This is a genomic window from Flavobacterium sp., from assembly GCF_031422135.1.
Taxonomy (GTDB): Bacteria; Bacteroidota; Bacteroidia; order Flavobacteriales; family Flavobacteriaceae; genus Flavobacterium.
This window is the reverse complement of sequence record NZ_JANOQD010000041.1, coordinates 1-21,365: the sequence shown is the minus strand read 5'-3', so window position 1 is coordinate 21,365 and position 21,365 is coordinate 1. Positions and strand designations below refer to the sequence as shown.

The following is a 21,365-nucleotide window of genomic DNA, read 5'->3' as shown; positions in this document are numbered from 1 at the left end:
ACCAGCTGCTAAAAAAGGCATAACCAGTGTAACATTGACCAAAAAAGGTACAGAACAAGTTGTAACCACCATATACTCCACAGGGTTAGTTGGTAAAAATATACGGTTCAAACTGATGGAAGACGATGGCGGAAGCCTAGTGGATGATGAGCTACAAAATAAAATATTCCCTATAACTGGCGATACAATGACGCTTGTTACTAATTTAAAAGCAATACCAAAAAGCTGGGGCGATGATAGTACTGTAGCGTTTGGTAAAGTCATTTATGAAGACAACATACAAGAACTTTTTGTAGACATTGAAGTTTTAGAAACCCACGCACATTTTGAGAGTAAAACTATAAACGTAGATAGCAAAGCGTTTAAAATTGATGTGGACGATGCGAATAAGGTTGTTAAATTGGAGGATTCAAAAGTTAAAAAAGAGAAGTTTGATAAGGTTAAAGAGTTTGCTGAGGAAGCTGTTATTTATGTAACAAGTATTATTTCGAGCGAAATAAAGGTTGATGAAAAAGGAAAACTTGAATCATATCCTGACCAAGGAGGATTTAATGGACAAAATGAATATGTAGAGGATAAAAAAATTTATTGTAAAAAAATAAATAAAAATTCAAGTGCCTTCCCAACCTATAAAGCGTATATATATAGAGGGAATGTCGTGGGTGAAGCAATAAAAAAGCTTAAGCAAGACATTTCAAATAAAACTTTTGAAAATGCTGAAAGTACTGTTTTAGAAATAGCTAGACACGCATTAGCTAATAACAAAAATTATTTAAGCGGTGGCCCTGTACCGCCTAATGATTTAAAGAATTTATATGAATTAAAATATCAATATGGTGTAAGTAAAGAAAGACCTAGTTATAGGTATAGAATTGTTGATAATAGAAATAAAAATAAAGCTAATTTTCCCGACTTAAAAGATTATACAAAAGAAGACACTAACGGAACAATGTCTTTAGGGTCTAGAGGTTCTATTTCCATTGACCCATGGAAATCAAAAGGATTAATTGGATGTATTGGTATAAGAGGTACAAATGGTGTAAATCACCCAAGTTGTGATTCTAGAATGGGAGATTGGAATGACAAAGTGAAATACAAGTTCATTTATCACTCATTAAATAATTATTTAGAAACAGTAGTTCCTGAAATTACTGGAATATATGGAAGAAGAGGTTACAGCTCTGCTGGAGAAGTTGCGGTTAGCGCATCACAGTATAAGGAACAGATAAAAGTATATGTTTTAGTTGATTCATTACCCGAAATATCTAACTGTAAGTGCGATTTAAAGAAAGATGGAAGAGAAGAATTCTATAATGAGTTTGGTGATTCGGCAATTAAAATGGTTGAAGGTATAGGCAAATCTAATAAGTTTAAAGGGCTTTATATGGTAGCCCAACGCAGACAAGAAAATAGTTTTAAATTAAAAGTTCCAAATAATAATCCGATGAATATTAAAGGAAAAGGAGATTTGGGACAATCTGATTTATACACAACGGAGTATATCAATGGAAAGGCTGTGAAAATGAACGATGGATTTGCTAATTTTTCAACTGTTGAAAAAGGCTTTGAAGGTTATTTAAATTTATTAGATAAAAACTTCAATGACGCATATAATTCAATTATAGATGACAGTAAGACTATTGATGATTTTCTTAATGGTATGCAAGATAACGGAAGATTAGGGGCGTACGCAACGGATCCAAATTATAAAACTTCAATAAAAGTAATATATAATGGGGTTGTTAGTGATTACAAAAAAATTTATGAATGTAAATTATGTAAAGCCAAAACGGAAGAAGATAAAAATAAATTAAAATTAGATATAGAATTATTAAATAAGTTAAAATAGATATGAAATCAAATGTAAGTTATTTATTATTATTATTATTGATGTTTTTAGTTAGTTGTAATGGACAAACAAATAAAACACATAATTGTTCATCAAAAGATAATGCAATAAAAATAATTTCAGATTTAAAAGAAGTAAAACTAAAACAGAAATATATTGATTCAATATCTAATAAAACTAGGGGTGTTTCATTCGTAGTTAATGAAGAAAAAATTAAAGAAAAAGATTGTTTTGAAGTTAAAGCAGGATATAATGGTAAATTACGCTGGGAAACATATTATATATTTTATGTTAACAAAAATAAATGTGAAGAAATTTACATAAATGATCCAATTTCAGGAGATATTATTAATTTGAATGAATGGAGAAAACATAAAACAAAAAAAATAAAAAAGATGGAAACTAAAGAAATACATTTTTATGATTTATTAAGAGAAGGTCAAACGGTTAAGTTTACTCCAAATGATTTAGATGAAAATAATGCGGAGATTAAAGAATTTAAGAAAAAACTAGAAAACTTTGAAAATCAAAATTCATTACCAGAAGATTTTAAAGAAGAAAATTTAAGAGGGCTTATAAATAATGAGACCTTTTCAAATGCAGAAGGCTATATTGATAGTAGTTGGTTTAATTATTTTATAAAAAAATATAAAATTGATGTTACTAAGCAAAACGAATTAATGTATTTAGCTATAAAACAAGAAGACTATAATGCAGCAAAAATTTTATTAAATTGTGGGTACATTTTATCTTTGAAAGAATTAGAAATTGTTGTGGAAACAAAAAATAATTCAATAAAGATGCAAAAATTTAATAAAAGCAATAAAGGGCTTGACGAAAGTGGAGACCCAACATTTTATGAGGATAAAGAATCTAAAATTAAGGAAATAGAATCGTTATTGAATAGAAAATATTTGTCTAACCAAATTCAAGATGTTGATGGTTATACAAATTTGAGAAAAGGGAAAAGTAAGGAATCAGAAATTTTGCAAAAAATTATAACTGGAGAAAAAATCCAAGTTCTAGATAATTCGAATGATTGGTATTTAATAAAAACTAAATCAGGAAATCAAGGCTATGTTTTTAAAACTAAAATAAAATCAGAATAAACTTTTAAAACGGCTTTTTTAGCCGTTTTGTTCTTTGAAATATAATTTAAAATTTTTATTACCATTGTCAAAAAAGGAGACTCTCAAGTTATAGCGACTATTTACTCCACAGGACTGAAAGGCAAAGACATACAATTCAAATTGTATGAAGACGATTATGCAGGCGACGACTTACTGGTAGATCAAAAGTTTACTATTTCAGGCGACACAATGCCTATTTATGTTGATTTGAAAAAAATATCCGCAAGCAAAGGCGATGATACTGCAAGGTTGGGTAGTATAATTATCATTAAAAAATAATTACACCCAACGGGTTAAACTTATATAATATTCATTAAAACAAGTGTTCGTTTTGAGTACTTTTTTATTGAGTATAAGTAGAAATTATTAGTAAAATAATCAAACTAAATATACTTTCGTAATATGAAAATTTAGTTGGACGATTTTTAAATCGTTGAAGTTTTGTTGAGGTTATTATCATTAAGAAAATTTTGTAAATTTCTATAAGTACAAATACAAATTAAAAGAGTACATTGAACTATATTTGGATGCACATTTAATTAAATACATTACCCTAAAATAACATTAAGAACATAAAATATGAAATTTATAGCAATACTATTTACTTTTTTGATTACACATTTAGCGTATTCTCAATTTGTAACGTATAAGAATGACACTAATTTTATCTATTCTGTTGCTGGTGGTACGGAGTTGTTCTCTATAATTTATAAATCAAATTCCGATTCTCCAGTTTTTAAAATGCAGTATAGTAGCGATAATAACTATTCGGATAGCAAATTCATAGATTTCAATTATACTTTTGACAATAAAATATGCAGTTTGCAAGCTAGAGTTCACAATAAAAAATACCTTTTGATGAGTAGCTGTCAAACATTCTCTCCAAAAATTCAAATTGATAATTTCAAAAAGACGGATGATTTATTCACAATAGGCAAATATACTTGTAACTTGTATAAAGCTCAAGTTGGTGACACAAAAGAGTATATGGCGCTGTATACGACGAATCTGAACGATGGTATCGATTATAATATACCAATGCAAGAATTACAGCAGGTATTTAGCGTTAAAATTCCTGTTTTAGAGAAAGGTGAAATCGTAATTGAAGGTGGAATGTTGTTCGAAAACAATACGTATTGGGAAATTATAAATTATGTAAAAAAAGAAACCATTGACCAGGAATTTGTTTTGGAACAAAATGACTTATTGGATATTTATACAACACTAGTGTTAAATCAGAAATCAAAAATTGTTGATAAAGACCATAAATTAACTCCATCGTTTTGCCTCGTTCAATCTCACGATGATAATGACAAATTAGTTGATGAAAAAATTAGCGATTTTCTTGACGATATGTGTGTTTATTTTGAAAATTTCGGATACTCTAATTATTCAAATTTTTGCAACGATTTTGATATGGAAATAGAATCACTATCCAAAAAATATAAAAAATATGAAATACTCAATACCACTCAAGTGGTTCAATTCAATAAAATTGCAAAAGAGTATTCCATAGATATCAGAAAAAAAGGGATAAAGTAATTTCTTAAAACTCGTTTGATTCGGTTCTTAATTTTGCCAATTATTATTTTTTGATACCGATTTAATTAGTAAAAATATAAAACCGATAAGTGACAACCAACCAAATAAATCTCCAATTATTGGATATAAAGTCCACATTTTCTTATTTGGAACTTGTCCTGACATTATCCAAGAATTTGTTTCAAAATGATCCATTCTTGTCATTATTTTACCTCTCGGATCTGTCATAAAAGAAAGTCCATTTCTTGTTTGACGTACTACTGAGCAACCATTTTCGATGCCTCTAAAGATTGCGATTGTTGCATGCAGAGGATTTACTTCTTTCCAATCTGAAGCTGGGATTAATAATACATCAGTATTTTCTGCACCAACTTGCTTAACAATTGAAGGAAAATCACCATCCCAACAAACTATACTAGTTAAATTTCCATAGGGAGTTTTAATAGTTTTTATTATTTTGTTTCCTTCAACAGTTCCTTCTAAGAAGTTACCGCCATATTTATAGTGCGTTGAAATTATGGGGTCATTTGGAGATAACAATAGCGTTTTGTTTTCTGATTTTGTGCCGTTATTAATAACGTAAGGTGTTACAACTAAATATATACTGTTTTGTTTTGCAAATTTTTTGAGTTCATTAATCAAGCTGTCTTCATCTTTTTTTAAAGCAAGAAATGAATTCTCAGCCCAAACAATAATTTTTGCTCCAGCATTAGCTTCAATTTTGGATTTTTTAGTTAAATCTTGAATAATTTGAGCATTCATTTTTTTGAACTCCACAGTGTCTTTTCGGTATAATGTTTCTAATATTTTTTCACCTTCATTCTTGTCGTGAGTATGCATTCCTGAAACTTTAACTGTTATATTGTCTAAAGGAATTGCCAATCTGATGCTACCAAAAACCAAAATAGGAATTAGTATCGATAAGTAAATTGTAATTCCTTTTCTTATAGTTTTCTTATTGTTGTAGTTTTCAATACACCACTACACAACAGAGCCAAACCAAGTTATCATAAATGTCAAACCCCACATTCCTGTAATAGAGGCTAATTGTGAAAATGATAAAAATTCATATTGTGAATAACCTAAAATCCCCATTGTTCCCAAAGGATTAAAAAGATTTGAAAGAAAATCAAATGAAGTAAAAAGAATTGGCAATGTCAAAGTTGCTATAAAGCCTTTAATTTTGGGATAGATTAAGGTATCTATAAAAAATAAGAATCCCATAAAAAAACCAAGTATAGATGGGATATAAAATAAAATTGATGTTGGATTATTGAAAGTGTACCAAAAAGAAAATAAAAATGCAAGTCCAAATAATAGTGGAATTACTAAAAATGAATACATCTTTTTCTCGTTTCTTGAAACTTGTAAGATGAATATTGGAAATATCCAAGCGGCTAATGCAAAATTATATTTGCCATTACTGAAAAAGATAAAAAACGAGCCAATTAATAGTAGAACTATGTTCTTAAGGAGTTTGTTTTGCATTTATTTTAAATTTAAAATGAATGCCAAAAATAGAATGAAACAAACTCAAATCTGTAAGTAAATAAGGAGTTTGGTATAAAGTATGCCGTTTTAGGTACGAAAATTATAAAGCCAATATGTGTTGTTTATAATTTTTAGAAATTGGAATTTCAATTTGGGTTAAAGAAATTGTATTCTGGTTTTTCCAAGCTATAAAATGTGCAGGATTTACTAAATGGGAGCGATGTACTTGAATTAAAAAATCAAAATTAGTCTGGATTTTTTTCAAAGAAGTACGAATTAATTTTTTTTTCAGTTTGTCATTCTGAATATAGCAAATCTCAACATAATTTTGTGAGTTTGAAACACAAACCAAATCAAGCTTATTAATTTTTAAAACATCCAATTTATTTTCTCCTTTAATAGTTATATTGTCATTTTTTAGTGGAATTAATTTAGTAGAATATATTCTCACCAACACTATTATTGGGCTTAAAATCAACGCTACTTTAAGAATAATTACCTGAAAAAATTTAAAAAAATCATATCCGCCATTCAGTAAAGGACTTTTATAATAACTGTATGTACCAATTAAAAAAAACACGAAAAATAAGATAAGGAAAGCTATTTCAAGACTAATATTCCATTTTAATAGTTTTTGATATGTATATTTTTGGATTATAGCGAGTAATCCGTAACATAAAAAGGCTATTATACTAAAGCCAATACTTATATACAGCCACATTTGAAAATTTATACTACCATCATCAAATGGTTTTATAAAAAAGGCAAAAATAAAACTCCAAACACTAATAAAAAAGCCTATTAGTAAATGATGTCTTATTGATGGATTTAAGTTTTTCATTTTAATTTGAAGTGGGAATTTGATGAAGCTGCTATTTGTTTGAAAGTTTATTAAGTTAGGATTTTGAATTCGCCACACTTGGAGAAAATGAAGAAAAACGTTTCATAGCTTCAGTTAGTGATTTTGTAATCCAAACAGATGTATATTTAATATCTATTTTCAAATACATAACGAATATGTGAATTTACCTAAAAACCCCACCCGAGCCTGCAGGAGCGAACAGACGAAGTAATTACTCCAAGCCGATATAGTGCGAGGTACTTTATTGTTTGAATTCAATTCCATCATTATTAATGTAATATTTTAAATTGTTATAATCATATACTTCAAATATATAAGTATTTGATTTATAATCTGTATATCTATTTGAAAACAAATATTTTTTAAATTTTGGTTCAATAATTTTGAATTCAAATGTTTTTTGGGAATCACTTACTACTTCTTTTATAAATATGAAACCATATAACTCATTTTTTTTAATTAAGAACAAATCATAATTTTCACTATATAAAACTTCATCATACTCATTATTGTTAATACGATTCCCATTAAAATAGAGTGCTTTTTTAAAATCTTGAGAAACTTGAAAAAATATGTTGTATTTATGTTTAAAAAAACTAATTCTATCATAAAATAGGAGGTATTTGGATACTATCTGAAATTTTATTAATTACGCCAAATAATGAATTTTCTTTATTTGAAATTATTACATTTTCATATATACAATTACTTGTAGCATAAAAATTAATTTTATTGAACTTAATTTTTTTTCTATTTCTATAATCATAATAAGAATCAAAATTATTCTTTGATTCTTTCAGAAAACTTATTTTTTGAGAGTCAACCATTTGGATGTCTATAAAGTCCTCTGATATTACTTTATTTTCATTAAATTTTATTCCTAGTTTTAGATCAATTAGTTGATGATTTATATTTAAGTAATAATATTTGTTATAAACGTTTTTGAATATAAATAGCTTTATTAATGCTTGTTTTTGAATTACTTCTTTGGATTTCCAAAAATCATCAAAATCAATTGAAATAATTTCATAATTTAATGGAACTACAAATTTTTTTTTATCAAGATCGTAAACACCACTTGAGAAATCTTTATCGTTGTTTATAAAAATGTATTCATTATCTATTTGAATTTTATCGTATTTGTTTTCCAACAACGTTTCTCCGATGAAATTTACAAAACCTTTCTTTTCTGAAATTTCAGTGATATATCCTTTTCTTGTATGGTAAATATTGTCAAAATAAGGATTTAGAATTTCTTTACAATTGTTATAATTAGAACAATCAATAATTCCATATTTATTATTTTTAGCAAATACGAATCCTTTTTCATAATTATAAAAGATGGAATCATATTTTGGTTCAAAAATTATCTTACCATTTTGTTTATCACATAGTCCCCAATTTTTATTGCCTTTAAGAGGAATTGCTCGTTCAATCATAAATTCAGATTGACAAAATGAAAAGAAAGGAATCAGAAAAAATAAAAATTTCATAAGGTTTTATTGTATTTATACCAAAGTTTCTTAGCTAGGATGGCAGATGATGGATTTTAGCTAAAACATCTCAATTTAAGACCGAACCCAAATTCAAAACAAACTTTTATCCTAGATAACCGTAAAAGCCATAATAGTACAAAATCTATGTCGGTATCAGTTAATTTTAGTTACGACTCAATTCCAAGGATGATTTCTATTTTTCCTTCTTTAGTTCTATAAACTTCTATTGAACTTAAATCTAAATCGCCAATGTCGTGTCCCCAAATTCCATATTTCCCATCAGTTTCGTTTCTATTTATCAAACCTTCTCTCTTGTCAATAGGAATAGTTTTTGTTTTTGCAGTTTTCTCTTCTTCGTTATATATTTCGTTATATTTTTTGCTGATTTCCAGAACAAGTTGTTTTTTTGTAAAACCCTTTGCTGAACTTTTCAAAACAAGTTTGGCAGGCTTATTCAATGGATAATCTATATTTAAAGTTATTTCAGTATTTTCAATTACGATTTTATCTGCATCTATTAATTTATCAATTTCATTCTCTGGATTTTCGATACTTATCCAAGGTATAATTCCATCTGAAAAATCCTTTAATTGCTCTTTCTCGGCTTTTACTCCAATTTCTATTGTAGTTATTAATTCACCCAAATAATTAATAGTCTCATTTTGACTTTCTGATTCTTTTTTATTGAGTTGTACAATATGATTTTTAGAATTTTCAACTGAATTGCTTTCAGATGAATTTTTAAGATTGCAACTAATCAAAGTTGTAAAAATTACTAGATATAATATTTTAATTTTCATTTTTCATCGTTTTTTTAAAAATTACAATCAACATCTTTGCTTCTGTTAGTAATCTGATAAATCAAATGTCTCGATTTTATCTGATGTTTCGAGTTGTTGAATTACTGCAAGTGTCTTATGTTCAGCTTGTGGATAGTGATTAATTAACTCAAATATATCAATTTAAGACTGAACTTCCAAGTCCAAAAACCAACTTTAAATTAAGTCAAAAAGTGTGTAACTAAAAAATAGGAAGGTTATTGAAAACGCTTGTTTTTTAGTTACACACTTTTCAAGATTGTGTACTTTTGTATTATTTTAGACTCAAATTATTCTGTCATCGTGTGATATACATTCATCACATCATCATCTTCTTCAATTTTTTCGATTAGTTTTTCTACATCGGCTACTTGCGCTTCCGTTAGTTCTTTGGTTATTTGAGGAATACGTTCAAAACCAGAGGATAGAATTTCTATATTTCTAGTTTCTAATTCTTTTTGAATGTTTCCAAAACTCCCGAATGGCGCATAAATTAAAATACCATCTTCGTCTTCAAAAACTTCTTCTGCACCAAAATCAATTAATTCCAATTCTAATTCTTCAGGATCTAGTTCCCCTTTTGGAATTCTAAAATTACAAGTATGATCAAACATAAACTCCACAGAACCTTGCGTTCCCATTGTCCCGTTACATTTGTTGAAATAACTGCGAATATTAGCAACGGTTCTATTATTATTGTCAGAAGCAGTTTCTATCAAAATAGCAATTCCGTGAGGTGCATATCCTTCAAAAAGTATTTCTTTATAGTTTGCTGTATCTTTATTGGAAGCGTTCTTTATAGCGCGTTCCACATTGTCTTTTGGCATATTGGCTGCCTTGGCATTCTGAATTACGGCACGCAATCTTGAATTGGCATCAGGATTTGGGCCGCCTTCTTTAACTGCCATTACAATATCTTTACCTATGCGTGTAAACGTTTTTGCCATAGCTGACCAACGTTTCATTTTTCTTCCTTTTCTAAATTCGAATGCTCTTCCCATTATATATTAAATTTTATATAGACATTTCAAAAAAACCAACTTTTTTGATTAATCCAGAATAAGATTTTTTACTTGTTTTAAAATTTTATATGTTTTCTTGCTAGGTTTATGAATAGAAACCAAATCAGTAGTTGTAATTTCAAAATAAGAATTCTCATCTAATTTCATAAACTCATCAGTATTTAAAGATGAGCTAATTCTCATTTCACTTTTCTTATTTTTTGATTCATTATACAAGATTTTATAATTTTGAATTTCTTTATCGTTAAATTTAATTTTTTTAATGGAACTTATTGAAATTTTAACTGGAGTAATTATAGAAAAATTCATAGTAGCCTCCTTGGTTTTATTTTGAATTTTGTTAAAAGTAAAATCAACGTTAACGTAGGAATTAATGGAGTTAAACCTCATTGGTTTAATATAATAGAGCATTGTAGAATCATTTACAAAAAATGAAGTATAATGATTTCCAATACTTGAGCTTTTTTCACCTGATCCTCTTGATGTCTGTGCCATTGATGGCTTACAGCTTATTAGTATAACAAAAACAAAAAAGGAATATAAAATAATCCTTTTATTGTAATTTACTAACAATTTTATCTTCGTCATATAATTTCTTAATTAATAATGAATCTTTACTAACTACATTAACAATAACAGTTAGGTTCTCTTTCCTTTCAGAAAATATATATTTAATTGCAAATTTATCATTTTTTTTGCAAAACATATTTAAATTATTCTTGTGATTTTTTACTTCTATTATATTTAGTGTAGTATCTGCTTTATAGCCATTGATAATTTCTAATGGCTTGTTTTCAAGGGCAATGCCAATAAATATTTTATAGTTTTGATTAAATATGTATTTATTTAATGGAATATTAAAGTTTGATAGACCATTAAATTTTTCATATTCATCGGTAATGTTTTTATTTAATTCGATGTTTTTTTCATTTACATCTAATAGGTATTTTTCTTGATACGCAAATCGTAATATGTTCTCGTCGTTAGACTTACAACCAACGATAAGAGTAAAAAATAGTATAATAAAAAATATTTTTTTCATAAATATTATAAGAAAAAAAAGAGGAAATATATTCCTCTTTTAATGAATGCAAAAATTTAAAATTATTCTCCTGATACGATTGTTTCGTATTGTCCAATAATAAATAAATAGTTTGTTGATTTGAAATCAACTGTTGAAATTTTTGAAATTCCACCTTGTTTTGCAGCAGTTAAGATAGAAGCATCTCCACCATCAAAAAACAAACCAAAGATCGACATTGTGCTTGATGATCCAACTTTTTTCCCAACAGCGTTAGAAGTTGCATTAACTGGAAGTGTAACTGAGCAAGATGTTAACATTGCTGATGCAGCTAATGCTAGAACTAATTTTTTCATAATTGTTTATTTAATTTTGTAGGCAAATGTATTTTTTATTTATCAAAAAAAAAAGGTATTAGTAATATTTTTTTTACTTCTTATAAAAGGGCAATTTTACAACTTTAGCCAATACATCATTTTTTCTAATTCTAATAAAAATCTCACTTTCAATTGTACTGTTTTCCATTGTGACGTAGCCTAAACCTATACCAATATTTAAACTGGGTGACATCGTTCCTGAAGTTACAATTCCAATAACTGTTCCAGATTTATCAACAATTTCATAATCGTGACGTGGCACAGCCCGTTCTTGCATTTCAAAAGCAACTAGTTTTCGTGTTACTCCAGTTTCTTTTTGTGATTTTAGGTTTTCTGAATTGGTAAACTCTTTATCAAATTTAGTAATCCAACCCAATCCTGCTTCTAAAGGCGAAGTGGTATCGTTAATATCATTACCGTACAAGCAAAATCCCATTTCCAAACGCAAGGTATCACGAGCAGCTAAACCTATAGGTTTGATACCAAAAGCTTCTCCAGCTTCAAAAACTTTTTTCCAAATGGTTTCTGCATCTTCATTTTTGAAATAGATTTCAAATCCGCCAGAACCAGTATATCCTGTTGCCGAAACAATAACCTCTTTAACGGTAGCAAATTCACCAATCTGAAAAGAGTAATAAGGCATATTTAGTAAGTCTATTGAAGTCAAAGATTGCATTGCAATGGCGGCTTTTGGACCTTGGATTGCCAATAGGGAATATCCGTCTGAAAGGTTTTGCATATCAACGCCTAAGGTGTTATGAGACGAAATCCAATTCCAATCTTTTTCAATATTAGAAGCATTGACTACTAACATATAATGATTATCAGCAATTTTATAAACAATTAAATCATCTACAATTCCACCTTCATTGTTTGGCAAACACGAATATTGTGCCTTACCGTCCACTAGTTTTGACGCATCATTAGAAGTTAGTTTTTGTATTAACGCCAAGGCATTTTCTCCTTTCAAAATGAATTCTCCCATATGCGAAACATCAAAAACACCAACTCCAGTTCGAACAATTTCGTGTTCTGCGTTTACGCCTTCATATTGCACTGGCATATTGTATCCAGCAAAGGGTACCATTTTTGCGCCTAAACTTTCGTGAATGTTTGTTAATGCTGTATTTTTCATTTGTTTTTTATATAATTTTGAATCGCAAATTTAACTTTTTTTTTCTAAAAAATTATTTTTATTTGAAGCTATTTGCTTCGCCAGTCGCACTTTCAGGCTCTAGTCCTGCTGTCATTCCTAAAAATTAATGCCGAAAAAAAATCGGCATCAATTGTTTATCCCTTCCATCAGGGCTAGGTAATTTCTGAAAGATTAAGCATTTAATTTTTCATTAAATAGTTTTTCAAATCAGTATAGCTAGAAATTTTTATCGATTTTTTTTCTTTATTCAAAACACTTTCTATTTGTTTCGGAATTTCTAGTTTTATGTTTAAAGTTGGTTCAACAGTATCCAAAAATTTAATCGGATGTGCCGTTTCCAAGAAAACACCAATACAATTTTGGTGATTTTTTAATTCTTTTTTCAATCCTAAATAACCCACTGCGCCGTGTGGTTCGGCAATATATTGGGTGTTTTTATAAATTTCTTGCAATGCCGCCGAAGTTTCATCATCAGAAAATGAAAACGATGAAAAATCTTTCTTGAATGCTAATAAATTATGATTATACATTTCTTGAATTCGGATAAAATTACTCGGATTTCCAACATCCATAGCATTCGAAATGGTAGCTTTTGATGGTTTTGGATTGTATTTTCCAGTTTCAATAAATTCGGGAACCGTATCATTTATATTCGTTGAAGCCACAAAATGTTTGATGGGTAATCCTAATTTCTTGGCGATTATTCCAGCACAAATATTTCCAAAATTGCCACTCGGACAGGAAAAAATTAATGATTTTTTTAAATGTTTTAACTGTTTATAAGCTACAAAAAAATAAATCATCTGTGGCAACCAACGCGCAATATTAATAGAATTAGCAGATGTTAAGTTGCTTCCATTCAAATCGTCATCTAGAAATGCTTTCTTAACCATATCTTGACAATCGTCAAAAACGCCATCAACTTCAAGTGCTGTAATATTTTGCCCCAAAGTTGTTAGTTGTCGTTCTTGAATGTCACTGACTTTTCCTGATGGATACAGAATAACCACCTCTACTCCAGTAACACCTAGGAAGCCACTGGCTACTGCACCGCCAGTATCGCCAGAAGTTGCAACTAAAACAGTATTTTTAGCATTCGGATTTTCTCTATTAAAATAGGCCAAACAACGTGACATAAATCGTGCCCCAACATCTTTAAAAGCCATCGTTGGCCCGTGATACAACTCTAATGAATAAATGTTTTCTTCAACTTTGATAGTAGGAAAATCAAAACACAAAGTTTCAGCTATAATTGCTTTTAAATTTTCATCAGGAATTTCATCCCCAACAAATTGTTTCATTGCTATAAATGCAATTTCTTCGTTGGAATAATTTTCTATATTTTCAAAAAAACCGCTAGCAATTGGAGTGAGACTTTCAGGGAAATATAATCCTTTATCTGGTGCCAATCCTTTAATTACTGCTTCTTGAAAAGAAACTTTTGGTGCGTTATGGTTTAAACTGTAATATTTCATTTTTAAATTTTCGATTAAGGATTTTCGAATTAGGATTTTCAAAATCCAAAATCTCAAAATCCCAATTCCTAAATAGTTTTAACTCCTTCTGAGTTTATTTTACAAACGTGAATATCAAATTCAATATTGGTTTTTTTAAAAACAATTTTCATTGCATTTCCAACTTTTTCGGCAGTTTCAATTCCTCTACATAAAGCAAATATTGATGGACCAGAACCCGAAATACCAGAGCCTAAAGCACCGTTTTCTATAGCAATTGTTTTAATTTCATTAAAATTCGGAATGAATTTTCCTCGTAATGGTTCAACTATTTCGTCTTGTAAACTTCTGCCAATTAAATCATAATCGGAGGTGTGCAAGCCTGATATTAATCCACCTAAATTTCCCCATTGTATAATTGCCGATTTTAACGAAACCATTGGTGTCAAAACAGCTCGCATATCTGAGGTCTTTAACTCAATTTTTGGGTGGATAATGGTTGCAAACAATTCACTTGGGCTTTCTATTCGTACAATATCCAACGGATTAGTATTTCGAATCAAAGTAAATCCGCCTAATAAACAAGGTGCAACATTATCTGCGTGAGCACTTCCGCTGGCTAAAATCTCGCCTTGCATTGCAAATTCGACCAATTCTTTTCTAGAAAATGGTTTTCCTAACAGTTCATTAATCCCGAAAACGGCTCCGGCTGCACTCGCTGACGAACTTCCGATTCCAGAACCAGCTTTTATGTTTTTATAAATTTCAATTTCGAATCCGAATTCAGTTTCAATTGCTGATAATAATGCTAAAGCTGCAACTCCTGCAACATTTTTTTCGGTTTCTAATGGCAAATTAGCACCAACTATTTTGGTAATTCGAATGCCTTTTTGTTCTGATTTCCTGATAATCATTTCATCGCCAACGTTCTCCAAACAAGTTCCTAAAACGTCGAAACCACATGATAAATTGGCAATTGTAGCTGGACAGAATATTTTAATTGATGTCATAAAGTTTTAAAGTCATAAAATCAAAAATAGTAAAAGGTTAAAGAATGACTTTAAGCCTTTTGACATAAAGACAAAATTAAACATTCCCAATTCTAATAACATCAGCAAAAATTCCTGATGCTGTAACGGCTGCACCAGCTCCAGCGCCTTTTATTAACAATGGTTGGTCAACATATCGATCTGTATAAAACTGAACAATGTTATCTTTTCCTTCTAAATTATAAAACGGACTTTCTTTAGGTATGAATTCTAAACCAACGCTTGCTTTTCCGTTTTCGAATGTGGCTACAAATTTCAATCTACTCTCTTTTTTCTTGGCTTCGGCTAATAAATTGTCAAAATGAGTCGCATTTGCCGTGAGCGATTTGAAAAAATCCTCATTATTTGTGGTTTCCATACAAGCTTTTGGAAGGAACGAATTGTTCTGAATTTCGTCAATTTCCATCTTGTAACCGCTTTCGCGAATGAGAATCAATATTTTTCTGGCAACATCAACTCCTGACAGATCTATTTTTGGATCAGGTTCTGTAAATCCTTGCACTCCAGCTTCTTTTACAACATCGTGAAAGTTATATGTTTCACTGAAATTATTGAAAATAAAGTTCAAACTTCCTGATAAAACGGCTTGAATTTTGTTGACTTTATCGCCCGAAGCAATTAAATGTTTCAGTGTGTCAATAATTGGCAAACCTGCACCAACATTAGTCTCGAATAAAAATGGAGCATTGTATTTTCTTGATAATCTTTTCAAATTACTATAATTTTCATAAACCGATGAACACGCAATTTTGTTGCAAGTAACCACTGCAATAGTGTCTCGCAAATAATGTTCGTATGTCTGCGAAACTGATTCATTAGCTGTAATGTCTACAAAAATAGAGTTGCGTAAATTGAGTTTTTTTACATTCGAAATAAATAATGCTGCATTAGCAGTTTCTCCGTCATTTAAAGTATTCTTCCAATCTTTTAAAGAAATTCCTTCTTCGTCAAAATGCATTTTTCTTGAATTTGAAACAGCAATCACTCGAAGATTAATTTTTAAATTTTCTTTTAAGAATTTCTTTTGTTGACTGATTTGGTCTATAAATTTCTCACCAACATTACCAACTCCCATTACAAATAGGTTTAATTGTTTGGTATTGTCTTCAAAAAAACGTTCGTGAAGGGTGTTTAGAGCTTTTTTCACATCTGATTCATCAATTACAACAGAAATATTTCTTTCGGATGCGCCTTGAGCGATGGCTCGAATATTGACATTGTTTTTTCCTAAAGTACTAAACATTTTGCCAGATAAACCTTGATGATTTTTCATACTCTCGCCCACAAGTGCAACAATGCAAAGGTTTTTTTCGACTATACAATTGTCTATTTTGTTTTGAGAAATTTCTAGTTCAAATGCTTTGTCTATAGCTTTGGTAGCAATATCAGCATCTTGATTAAGAATTCCGATACAAATTGAATGTTCAGACGATGCTTGTGTAATAAAAATGACGTTAATATTTTCATTTGATAAAACTTCGAACAATCGTTTAGACGAACCCGAAACACCAATCATTCCTGAACCTTCTAGGGTTAACAAGGCAATTTTATCGATATGCGAAATTCCTTTTATAGGGTTTTCATTTGCATTTTCATTTGATGAAATATAAGTACCTTCAGCTTCTGGTTCGAACGTATTTTTGATTAAAATTGGAATATTTTTCTTCAAAACAGGCTGAATTGTTGGCGGATACAATACTTTTGCCCCAAAATGTGACAACTCCATCGCTTCTTGATAGGAAATGGTATCGATGGGTTGGGCTTGTTTTACTATTTTTGGGTTTGCGGTGTACATTCCGTTTACATCTGTCCATATTTCGAGTTGAGAAACGTTTAAAGCCGATGCCATAATTGCTGCTGTATAATCAGACCCTCCACGCCCCAAAGTTGTGTTGTTTCCGTCAAGTGATGACGCAATAAACCCAGGCATTACGGTTACTTGAGCATCATTTGAATTGAAATAATCTGCAATTAAAACATCAGTAATATCAAAATTGACAACTGCTTTTCCGAATTGATTATTGGTTTTTATCAAATCACGACTGTCTTTAAAATCGGTTGATTTAATTCTTTGTTGTAAAGCTTTTGCAATAATTTGTGACGATAAAAGTTCTCCAAAACTCAGTATAGTATCAGAAGTTCGGTTGGATAATTCACCCAATAAATAACAACCATCTAGCAATGTTTTCAAGTGATTGATATCGCTGTTAATTGTATTTAGCAAATCAGATTTCTCAGTTATCGGAACTAATTCTTCGATAACATCAATATGTTTTTTCTCGATTTGAGTAACGATTTCTTGGTAGTTTTTATCTTTCGAAGCTGCATTTGAAGCAGCAAGAATCAGCAAATCAGTCACACCACTAAATGCAGAAACAATAACGACTAGTTTATCGGTTTGGGATTTTTTTGTAACAATATCAAGTACCAGATTGATATTTTGTGCATTGGCAACTGATGTACCACCGAATTTTAGAACTTTCATTTTTGTTAATTTTAAAAAGGGAAAAAATAAGTAATTTAGATGCAGGTTTACATAATAAAACAGACACAAAATTAGAATTCATTATTATTTTGTCAAATCTAAATATTTTTATAGATACTAAAATTGAAATCTACTATTTTTGCGAAAACCATAGTTTACATCTATTTTTGAAAGTCAATGTTACTATTAAGACTTATTAATTAGGCTTTTATTATTAAATTTATAAATTTCATCAATAATACTATTGATAATACTTGCTTTTTAATATTGATTTAGTCATTTTTGAACATTAAATAAACAACAGAATGAATCCAATCCATTATATTACTTCCGATGTTATTTCTATTGAAGACATTAATCAGATTATTTACCAACAAAAACCTCTTGGTCTTTCTGATGAAGTAAAGCAAAATATAAATAAATGTCGTGCCTATTTAGATGCTAAAATGCTAGATAACGATACACCTATCTATGGAATTAATACCGGTTTTGGATCGTTGTATACTATCAAAATTTCGAACGAGAATTTATCTAAACTTCAAGAAAATCTAGTAAAATCGCACGCCTGTGGAACTGGTGACGAAGTGCCTCAAGAAATTGTAAAACTAATGTTGTTGCTTAAAATACAATCGTTAAGTTATGGACATTCTGGAATTCAATTGCAAACAGTGGAGCGATTAGTCGATTTTTATAATAATGATATTTTACCAGTGATTTATCAATTAGGTTCCTTGGGAGCATCTGGCGATTTAGCTCCTTTGGCACATTTATCCTTACCTTTGTTGGGAGAAGGAGAGGTTTATTTTGAAGGTAAAAAAGTACATTCGTCTGTGGTTTTAAAGCATTTTAATTGGAAACCAATTATTTTGCAATCTAAAGAAGGTTTGGCATTGCTTAACGGAACACAGTTTATGAGTGCTTATGGTGTTTTTTCGCTACTAAAAGCATCAAAACTAGCTTATTTTTCGGATTTAATTGGAGCAATTTCTCTCGAAGGTTTTGATGGACGTATTGAACCGTTCAATGAATTAATCCATATGGTTCGTCCACACAAAGGTCAAATAAATACCGCAAAACGTATCAAAGGATTTCTAGAAGATAGTCAAATTATTGCACATCCTAAAAAGCACGTGCAAGATCCCTATTCTTTCCGATGTATGCCACAAGTACACGGAGCTTCTAAAGATGCGATTGATTATGCCAAGAAAACATTTAAAACTGAAGTCAATTCGGTTACAGATAATCCAAATATTTTTAGCGATAGTGATTTAATAGTCTCTGGAGGCAATTTTCACGGACAGCCATTGGCATTGGCGCTGGATTTTCTTGGAATTGCTGTGGCAGAACTAGGAAGTATTTCTGAAAGAAGAACCTATCAATTAATATCCGGATTGCGAGATTTACCTCCATTTTTAGTGACCAATCCAGGTTTGAATTCGGGTTTTATGATTCCGCAATATACAGCTGCTAGTATTGTTAGCCAAAATAAACAGTTGGCAAGTCCTGCCAGTATTGATAGTATTGTATCCAGTAATGGGCAAGAAGATCATGTGAGTATGGGTGCAAATGCAGCTACAAAAACGCTTAAAATTGTTGAAAACGTAGCGCGTATTTTAGCCATCGAGCTAATGAATGCTTCACAAGCATTGGAATTTAGAAGACCATTACAATCCAGTGATTTTATAGAGATGTTTGTTAAATCATTTAGAGAGGAAGTTCCATTAGTTACCGAAGATAGGATTTTACATTACGATATCGAAAAAGCTATTTTGTTTTTGAATAGTTTTCAAATTGATGATCTAGAGTAGTATGAATTCTTAATTGTTTTTAAATAAACGTTATTCTATTGTGAATTCAAAATGATGATTATAATTCTTCAGGTGTTTATCATTTTCTGAAGAAGTTTTAATTATTAATTTTTTTAAACATTCTTTTTCTATTAAAACTTTATTTACTCTTTTGCTGATGGTTTTTACATAATTATTCAAATTTTCTTCAGAGGCATTTATAGTATCATTAAATATATACACGTATATATACAAGTTAGCTTCACATCTTTCTAATTCAAAAGGCGATAAGGGATCAAAATTATTATCAGAATGATTCGTTTCTTTTTGAATCTCTTTCTCCAATTGTTTCAATTCACTTGGAACTTCTACTCCAGGATTTGGTTTACAAGAGTTAATAAGTAAAAAAATGATTAGATAACAAAATAGTGTTTTAACTTTCCCAATGTGCTTATTAATTGTACTCATATAAATATTCGTTTATTAAATTTTGATGATAGGAGGACAATTAAAAACAATGTATTCCATTGTCCATTTACAATAATAATTTTTTGGCATTCCTTTCACCATCAAATAATTATGAAATTGTATGGGCAATTCTACATTTTCTTCTTTATAGCTACAAGCAAAATAGAGTTCAATAGTTTTGTCTTCTTCTTCCTCAACCCACGATGAAAAGTTTTTTAAATGTATTGCTTTTACAATTTTGTTTGCCTTGACTTTTTCAAAATCATCCTGTTTTTTGTTTAAAACTATTCTATCAGATCCCTTATTACTATCTTTTTTTTCCTTGGCTCTTTTTACATCATCATCATCATATAACGACATAAAAACGTCATCTCCATCAGGGATATCTTTTGTTTCCTGATGAAAGTAAACTGTGTCAACAATCAATGCTTCATTAATTGTGTTTTTACCTTCATTGTCAGAACTCCACTAACCTCTTATTATATGTTTACTGTCTGCTTTTGGTTTTTTAGGTTTGTTTTTAACTGTACCCTTTTTACCTCTCAATCGGTTTTGTTTTCCCCCAGAAATATCAAAAGTGTCTGTAAAAGATTCCATACCTCCTGATAGTTCCGTTGTAAAATTACCTCTTGTTATTCTTGTTATATTACCTCCAGCCATATCTAGTACGATTTACTTTTTTCGCCAGCGTTGTTATTGAACGTCTTTTGGGAATGAATATCATTGTTTTCCTCGGATACTATTTGTCAATTTTTATAAGTTTCTTTCATATCCTTTGCTTTCGATTTTCTTTCTCCTTGTGCTATTTCGAGTATGTTTGCCGCCATAAGGTTATAATCACCTCCAGCATTTTGTGACATTAATGCTCCTGATGTAATAGAATGATTAATTGTAGCACTTTCCATTATATTCATTCCAGCACTTGAAGAAATATTTTGTCCTGCATTTATTATTACATTCCCACCCGCATTCATCGTAATATCATTCGGTGCATTCACACTAATATTCCCTTTTCCGTCCATCATCCAAGTATTTCCACTTGGGTCTTCGATAAACACAGAACCTATAGCATCGTTCATAATAATTTTAGTGCCAGAACGAGTTTGTATTACTTTCTGTTCGTTCCCGCCCGAGGCATAGCCTGAACTTTCACTTCCATTGTACATTGCGCCTAATACAAAGGGTTTCTCAGCATTGCCCGCTTCAAAAGCTACCAATACTTCTTCGCCTATTTCAGGAATAAAATAGATTCCTTTGCCACCACCAGCGTGTGGGTTCACCATTCTAATCCAAGGGGTGTTTTCACTAAAATCTTTCTGCCAAGCCATTTGTACTTGTACTCTGCCCAGTCCAGCAGG

At 30.0% G+C, this 21,365-nt stretch carries 22 protein-coding genes; 5 read left to right on the top strand and 17 right to left on the bottom strand.

All coding sequences use genetic code 11. The features are described 5' to 3' along the window. The 4 genes from RMO70_RS06695 to RMO70_RS06680 form a co-directional block, all read left to right on the top strand. On the top strand, positions 1-1,849 hold a 1,849-nt coding region (locus tag RMO70_RS06695; RefSeq protein ID WP_310555654.1), incomplete at its 5' end, for a glucosaminidase domain-containing protein. A 2-nt stretch (positions 1,850-1,851) separates the two neighbouring features. Then, complete coding sequence (locus RMO70_RS06690; RefSeq protein ID WP_310555653.1) at positions 1,852-2,958, top strand: SH3 domain-containing protein; 1,107 nt, start codon at positions 1,852-1,854, stop codon at positions 2,956-2,958. Between the two features lie 141 nt (positions 2,959-3,099). Beyond that, positions 3,100-3,258: a hypothetical protein gene (locus RMO70_RS06685; RefSeq protein WP_310555652.1), complete on the top strand. Its 159-nt coding sequence runs from the start codon at positions 3,100-3,102 to the stop codon at positions 3,256-3,258. 300 nt (positions 3,259-3,558) lie between these two features. After that, entirely contained in the window at positions 3,559-4,521 is a 963-nt protein-coding gene (locus tag RMO70_RS06680) for a hypothetical protein (protein ID WP_310555651.1), read from the top strand. A gap of 27 nt (positions 4,522-4,548) precedes the next feature. Here RMO70_RS06680 and RMO70_RS06675 read toward each other — a convergent pair whose 3' ends face one another. The 13 genes from RMO70_RS06675 to thrA all read right to left on the bottom strand — a co-directional run bounded on the left by RMO70_RS06675 (position 4,549) and on the right by thrA (position 17,752). Then, positions 4,549-5,403 (bottom strand): nitrilase-related carbon-nitrogen hydrolase, encoded by an 855-nt coding sequence (locus RMO70_RS06675; RefSeq protein ID WP_310555650.1) that lies wholly within the window; start codon positions 5,401-5,403, stop codon positions 4,549-4,551. 99 nt (positions 5,404-5,502) lie between these two features. After that, positions 5,503-6,009: a hypothetical protein gene (locus tag RMO70_RS06670; protein ID WP_310555649.1), complete on the bottom strand. Its 507-nt coding sequence runs from the start codon at positions 6,007-6,009 to the stop codon at positions 5,503-5,505. 103 nt (positions 6,010-6,112) lie between these two features. Continuing rightward, complete coding sequence (locus RMO70_RS06665) at positions 6,113-6,853, bottom strand: LytTR family DNA-binding domain-containing protein (RefSeq protein WP_310555648.1); 741 nt, start codon at positions 6,851-6,853, stop codon at positions 6,113-6,115. Between the two features lie 626 nt (positions 6,854-7,479). After that, positions 7,480-8,367, bottom strand: coding sequence for a WG repeat-containing protein (locus RMO70_RS06660; RefSeq protein ID WP_310555647.1), 888 nt, complete (start codon positions 8,365-8,367; stop codon positions 7,480-7,482). A gap of 170 nt (positions 8,368-8,537) precedes the next feature. Continuing rightward, positions 8,538-9,170, bottom strand: coding sequence for a hypothetical protein (locus RMO70_RS06655; protein WP_310555646.1), 633 nt, complete (start codon positions 9,168-9,170; stop codon positions 8,538-8,540). Positions 9,171-9,478: 308 nt separating this feature from the next. Then, positions 9,479-10,189, bottom strand: a complete 711-nt coding sequence (locus RMO70_RS06650; protein WP_310555645.1) for a YebC/PmpR family DNA-binding transcriptional regulator — start codon at positions 10,187-10,189, stop codon at positions 9,479-9,481. Between the two features lie 48 nt (positions 10,190-10,237). Further along, positions 10,238-10,705, bottom strand: coding sequence for a hypothetical protein (locus RMO70_RS06645; RefSeq protein WP_310555644.1), 468 nt, complete (start codon positions 10,703-10,705; stop codon positions 10,238-10,240). Positions 10,706-10,763: 58 nt separating this feature from the next. Next, the gene (locus tag RMO70_RS06640) at positions 10,764-11,252 is read right to left on the bottom strand and encodes a hypothetical protein (protein WP_310555643.1); all 489 of its coding nucleotides are present in this window, start codon (positions 11,250-11,252) and stop codon (positions 10,764-10,766) included. Between the two features lie 62 nt (positions 11,253-11,314). After that, entirely contained in the window at positions 11,315-11,587 is a 273-nt protein-coding gene (locus tag RMO70_RS06635) for a TRL-like family protein (RefSeq protein ID WP_310555642.1), read from the bottom strand. 73 nt (positions 11,588-11,660) lie between these two features. Continuing rightward, positions 11,661-12,743, bottom strand: coding sequence for a glycine cleavage system aminomethyltransferase GcvT (gene gcvT / locus RMO70_RS06630; protein ID WP_310555641.1), 1,083 nt, complete (start codon positions 12,741-12,743; stop codon positions 11,661-11,663). Positions 12,744-12,943: 200 nt separating this feature from the next. Continuing rightward, on the bottom strand, positions 12,944-14,239 hold the full coding sequence (thrC, locus tag RMO70_RS06625) for a threonine synthase (protein ID WP_310555640.1): 1,296 nt from the start codon (positions 14,237-14,239) through the stop codon (positions 12,944-12,946). A gap of 68 nt (positions 14,240-14,307) precedes the next feature. Further along, positions 14,308-15,228, bottom strand: coding sequence for a homoserine kinase (locus tag RMO70_RS06620; RefSeq protein WP_310555639.1), 921 nt, complete (start codon positions 15,226-15,228; stop codon positions 14,308-14,310). A 76-nt stretch (positions 15,229-15,304) separates the two neighbouring features. Next, on the bottom strand, positions 15,305-17,752 hold the full coding sequence (thrA, locus tag RMO70_RS06615; RefSeq protein ID WP_310555638.1) for a bifunctional aspartate kinase/homoserine dehydrogenase I: 2,448 nt from the start codon (positions 17,750-17,752) through the stop codon (positions 15,305-15,307). Between the two features lie 305 nt (positions 17,753-18,057). Here thrA and hutH point away from each other — a divergent pair, with 305 nt between their 5' ends. Then, a complete protein-coding gene (hutH, locus tag RMO70_RS06610; RefSeq protein WP_310555637.1) occupies positions 18,058-19,560 on the top strand; it encodes a histidine ammonia-lyase in 1,503 nt (500 codons plus the stop codon). A 30-nt stretch (positions 19,561-19,590) separates the two neighbouring features. On the opposite strand, the gene RMO70_RS06605 is transcribed toward hutH, so the two are convergent. From RMO70_RS06605 to RMO70_RS06590, 4 genes are all read right to left on the bottom strand, one after another. Further along, on the bottom strand, positions 19,591-20,007 hold the full coding sequence (locus RMO70_RS06605; RefSeq protein ID WP_310555636.1) for a hypothetical protein: 417 nt from the start codon (positions 20,005-20,007) through the stop codon (positions 19,591-19,593). Positions 20,008-20,022: 15 nt separating this feature from the next. Next, complete coding sequence (locus RMO70_RS06600) at positions 20,023-20,433, bottom strand: hypothetical protein (RefSeq protein ID WP_310555635.1); 411 nt, start codon at positions 20,431-20,433, stop codon at positions 20,023-20,025. Positions 20,434-20,475: 42 nt separating this feature from the next. Further along, positions 20,476-20,667: a hypothetical protein gene (locus RMO70_RS06595; protein WP_310555634.1), complete on the bottom strand. Its 192-nt coding sequence runs from the start codon at positions 20,665-20,667 to the stop codon at positions 20,476-20,478. Positions 20,668-20,753: 86 nt separating this feature from the next. Beyond that, positions 20,754-21,365 (bottom strand): phage baseplate assembly protein V (locus tag RMO70_RS06590; RefSeq protein ID WP_310555633.1); only part of this gene is annotated, 612 nt, incomplete at its 5' end.

Excerpts from the sequence above, each read along its gene's own strand:
- RMO70_RS06690 (WP_310555653.1), top strand. The coding sequence starts at position 1,852 with ATGAAATCAAATGTAAGTTATTTATTATTATTATTATTGATGTTTTTA.
- RMO70_RS06680 (WP_310555651.1), top strand. The coding sequence starts at position 3,559 with ATGAAATTTATAGCAATACTATTTACTTTTTTGATTACACATTTAGCG.
- RMO70_RS06670 (WP_310555649.1), bottom strand. The coding sequence starts at position 6,009 with ATGCAAAACAAACTCCTTAAGAACATAGTTCTACTATTAATTGGCTCG.
- RMO70_RS06665 (WP_310555648.1), bottom strand. The coding sequence starts at position 6,853 with ATGAAAAACTTAAATCCATCAATAAGACATCATTTACTAATAGGCTTT.
- RMO70_RS06660 (WP_310555647.1), bottom strand. The coding sequence starts at position 8,367 with ATGAAATTTTTATTTTTTCTGATTCCTTTCTTTTCATTTTGTCAATCT.
- RMO70_RS06655 (WP_310555646.1), bottom strand. The coding sequence starts at position 9,170 with ATGAAAATTAAAATATTATATCTAGTAATTTTTACAACTTTGATTAGT.
- RMO70_RS06650 (WP_310555645.1), bottom strand. The coding sequence starts at position 10,189 with ATGGGAAGAGCATTCGAATTTAGAAAAGGAAGAAAAATGAAACGTTGG.
- RMO70_RS06645 (WP_310555644.1), bottom strand. The coding sequence starts at position 10,705 with ATGGCACAGACATCAAGAGGATCAGGTGAAAAAAGCTCAAGTATTGGA.
- RMO70_RS06640 (WP_310555643.1), bottom strand. The coding sequence starts at position 11,252 with ATGAAAAAAATATTTTTTATTATACTATTTTTTACTCTTATCGTTGGT.
- RMO70_RS06635 (WP_310555642.1), bottom strand. The coding sequence starts at position 11,587 with ATGAAAAAATTAGTTCTAGCATTAGCTGCATCAGCAATGTTAACATCT.
- gcvT (WP_310555641.1), bottom strand. The coding sequence starts at position 12,743 with ATGAAAAATACAGCATTAACAAACATTCACGAAAGTTTAGGCGCAAAA.
- thrC (WP_310555640.1), bottom strand. The coding sequence starts at position 14,239 with ATGAAATATTACAGTTTAAACCATAACGCACCAAAAGTTTCTTTTCAA.
- RMO70_RS06620 (WP_310555639.1), bottom strand. The coding sequence starts at position 15,228 with ATGACATCAATTAAAATATTCTGTCCAGCTACAATTGCCAATTTATCA.
- thrA (WP_310555638.1), bottom strand. The coding sequence starts at position 17,752 with ATGAAAGTTCTAAAATTCGGTGGTACATCAGTTGCCAATGCACAAAAT.
- hutH (WP_310555637.1), top strand. The coding sequence starts at position 18,058 with ATGAATCCAATCCATTATATTACTTCCGATGTTATTTCTATTGAAGAC.
- RMO70_RS06605 (WP_310555636.1), bottom strand. The coding sequence starts at position 20,007 with ATGAGTACAATTAATAAGCACATTGGGAAAGTTAAAACACTATTTTGT.
- RMO70_RS06595 (WP_310555634.1), bottom strand. The coding sequence starts at position 20,667 with ATGGCTGGAGGTAATATAACAAGAATAACAAGAGGTAATTTTACAACG.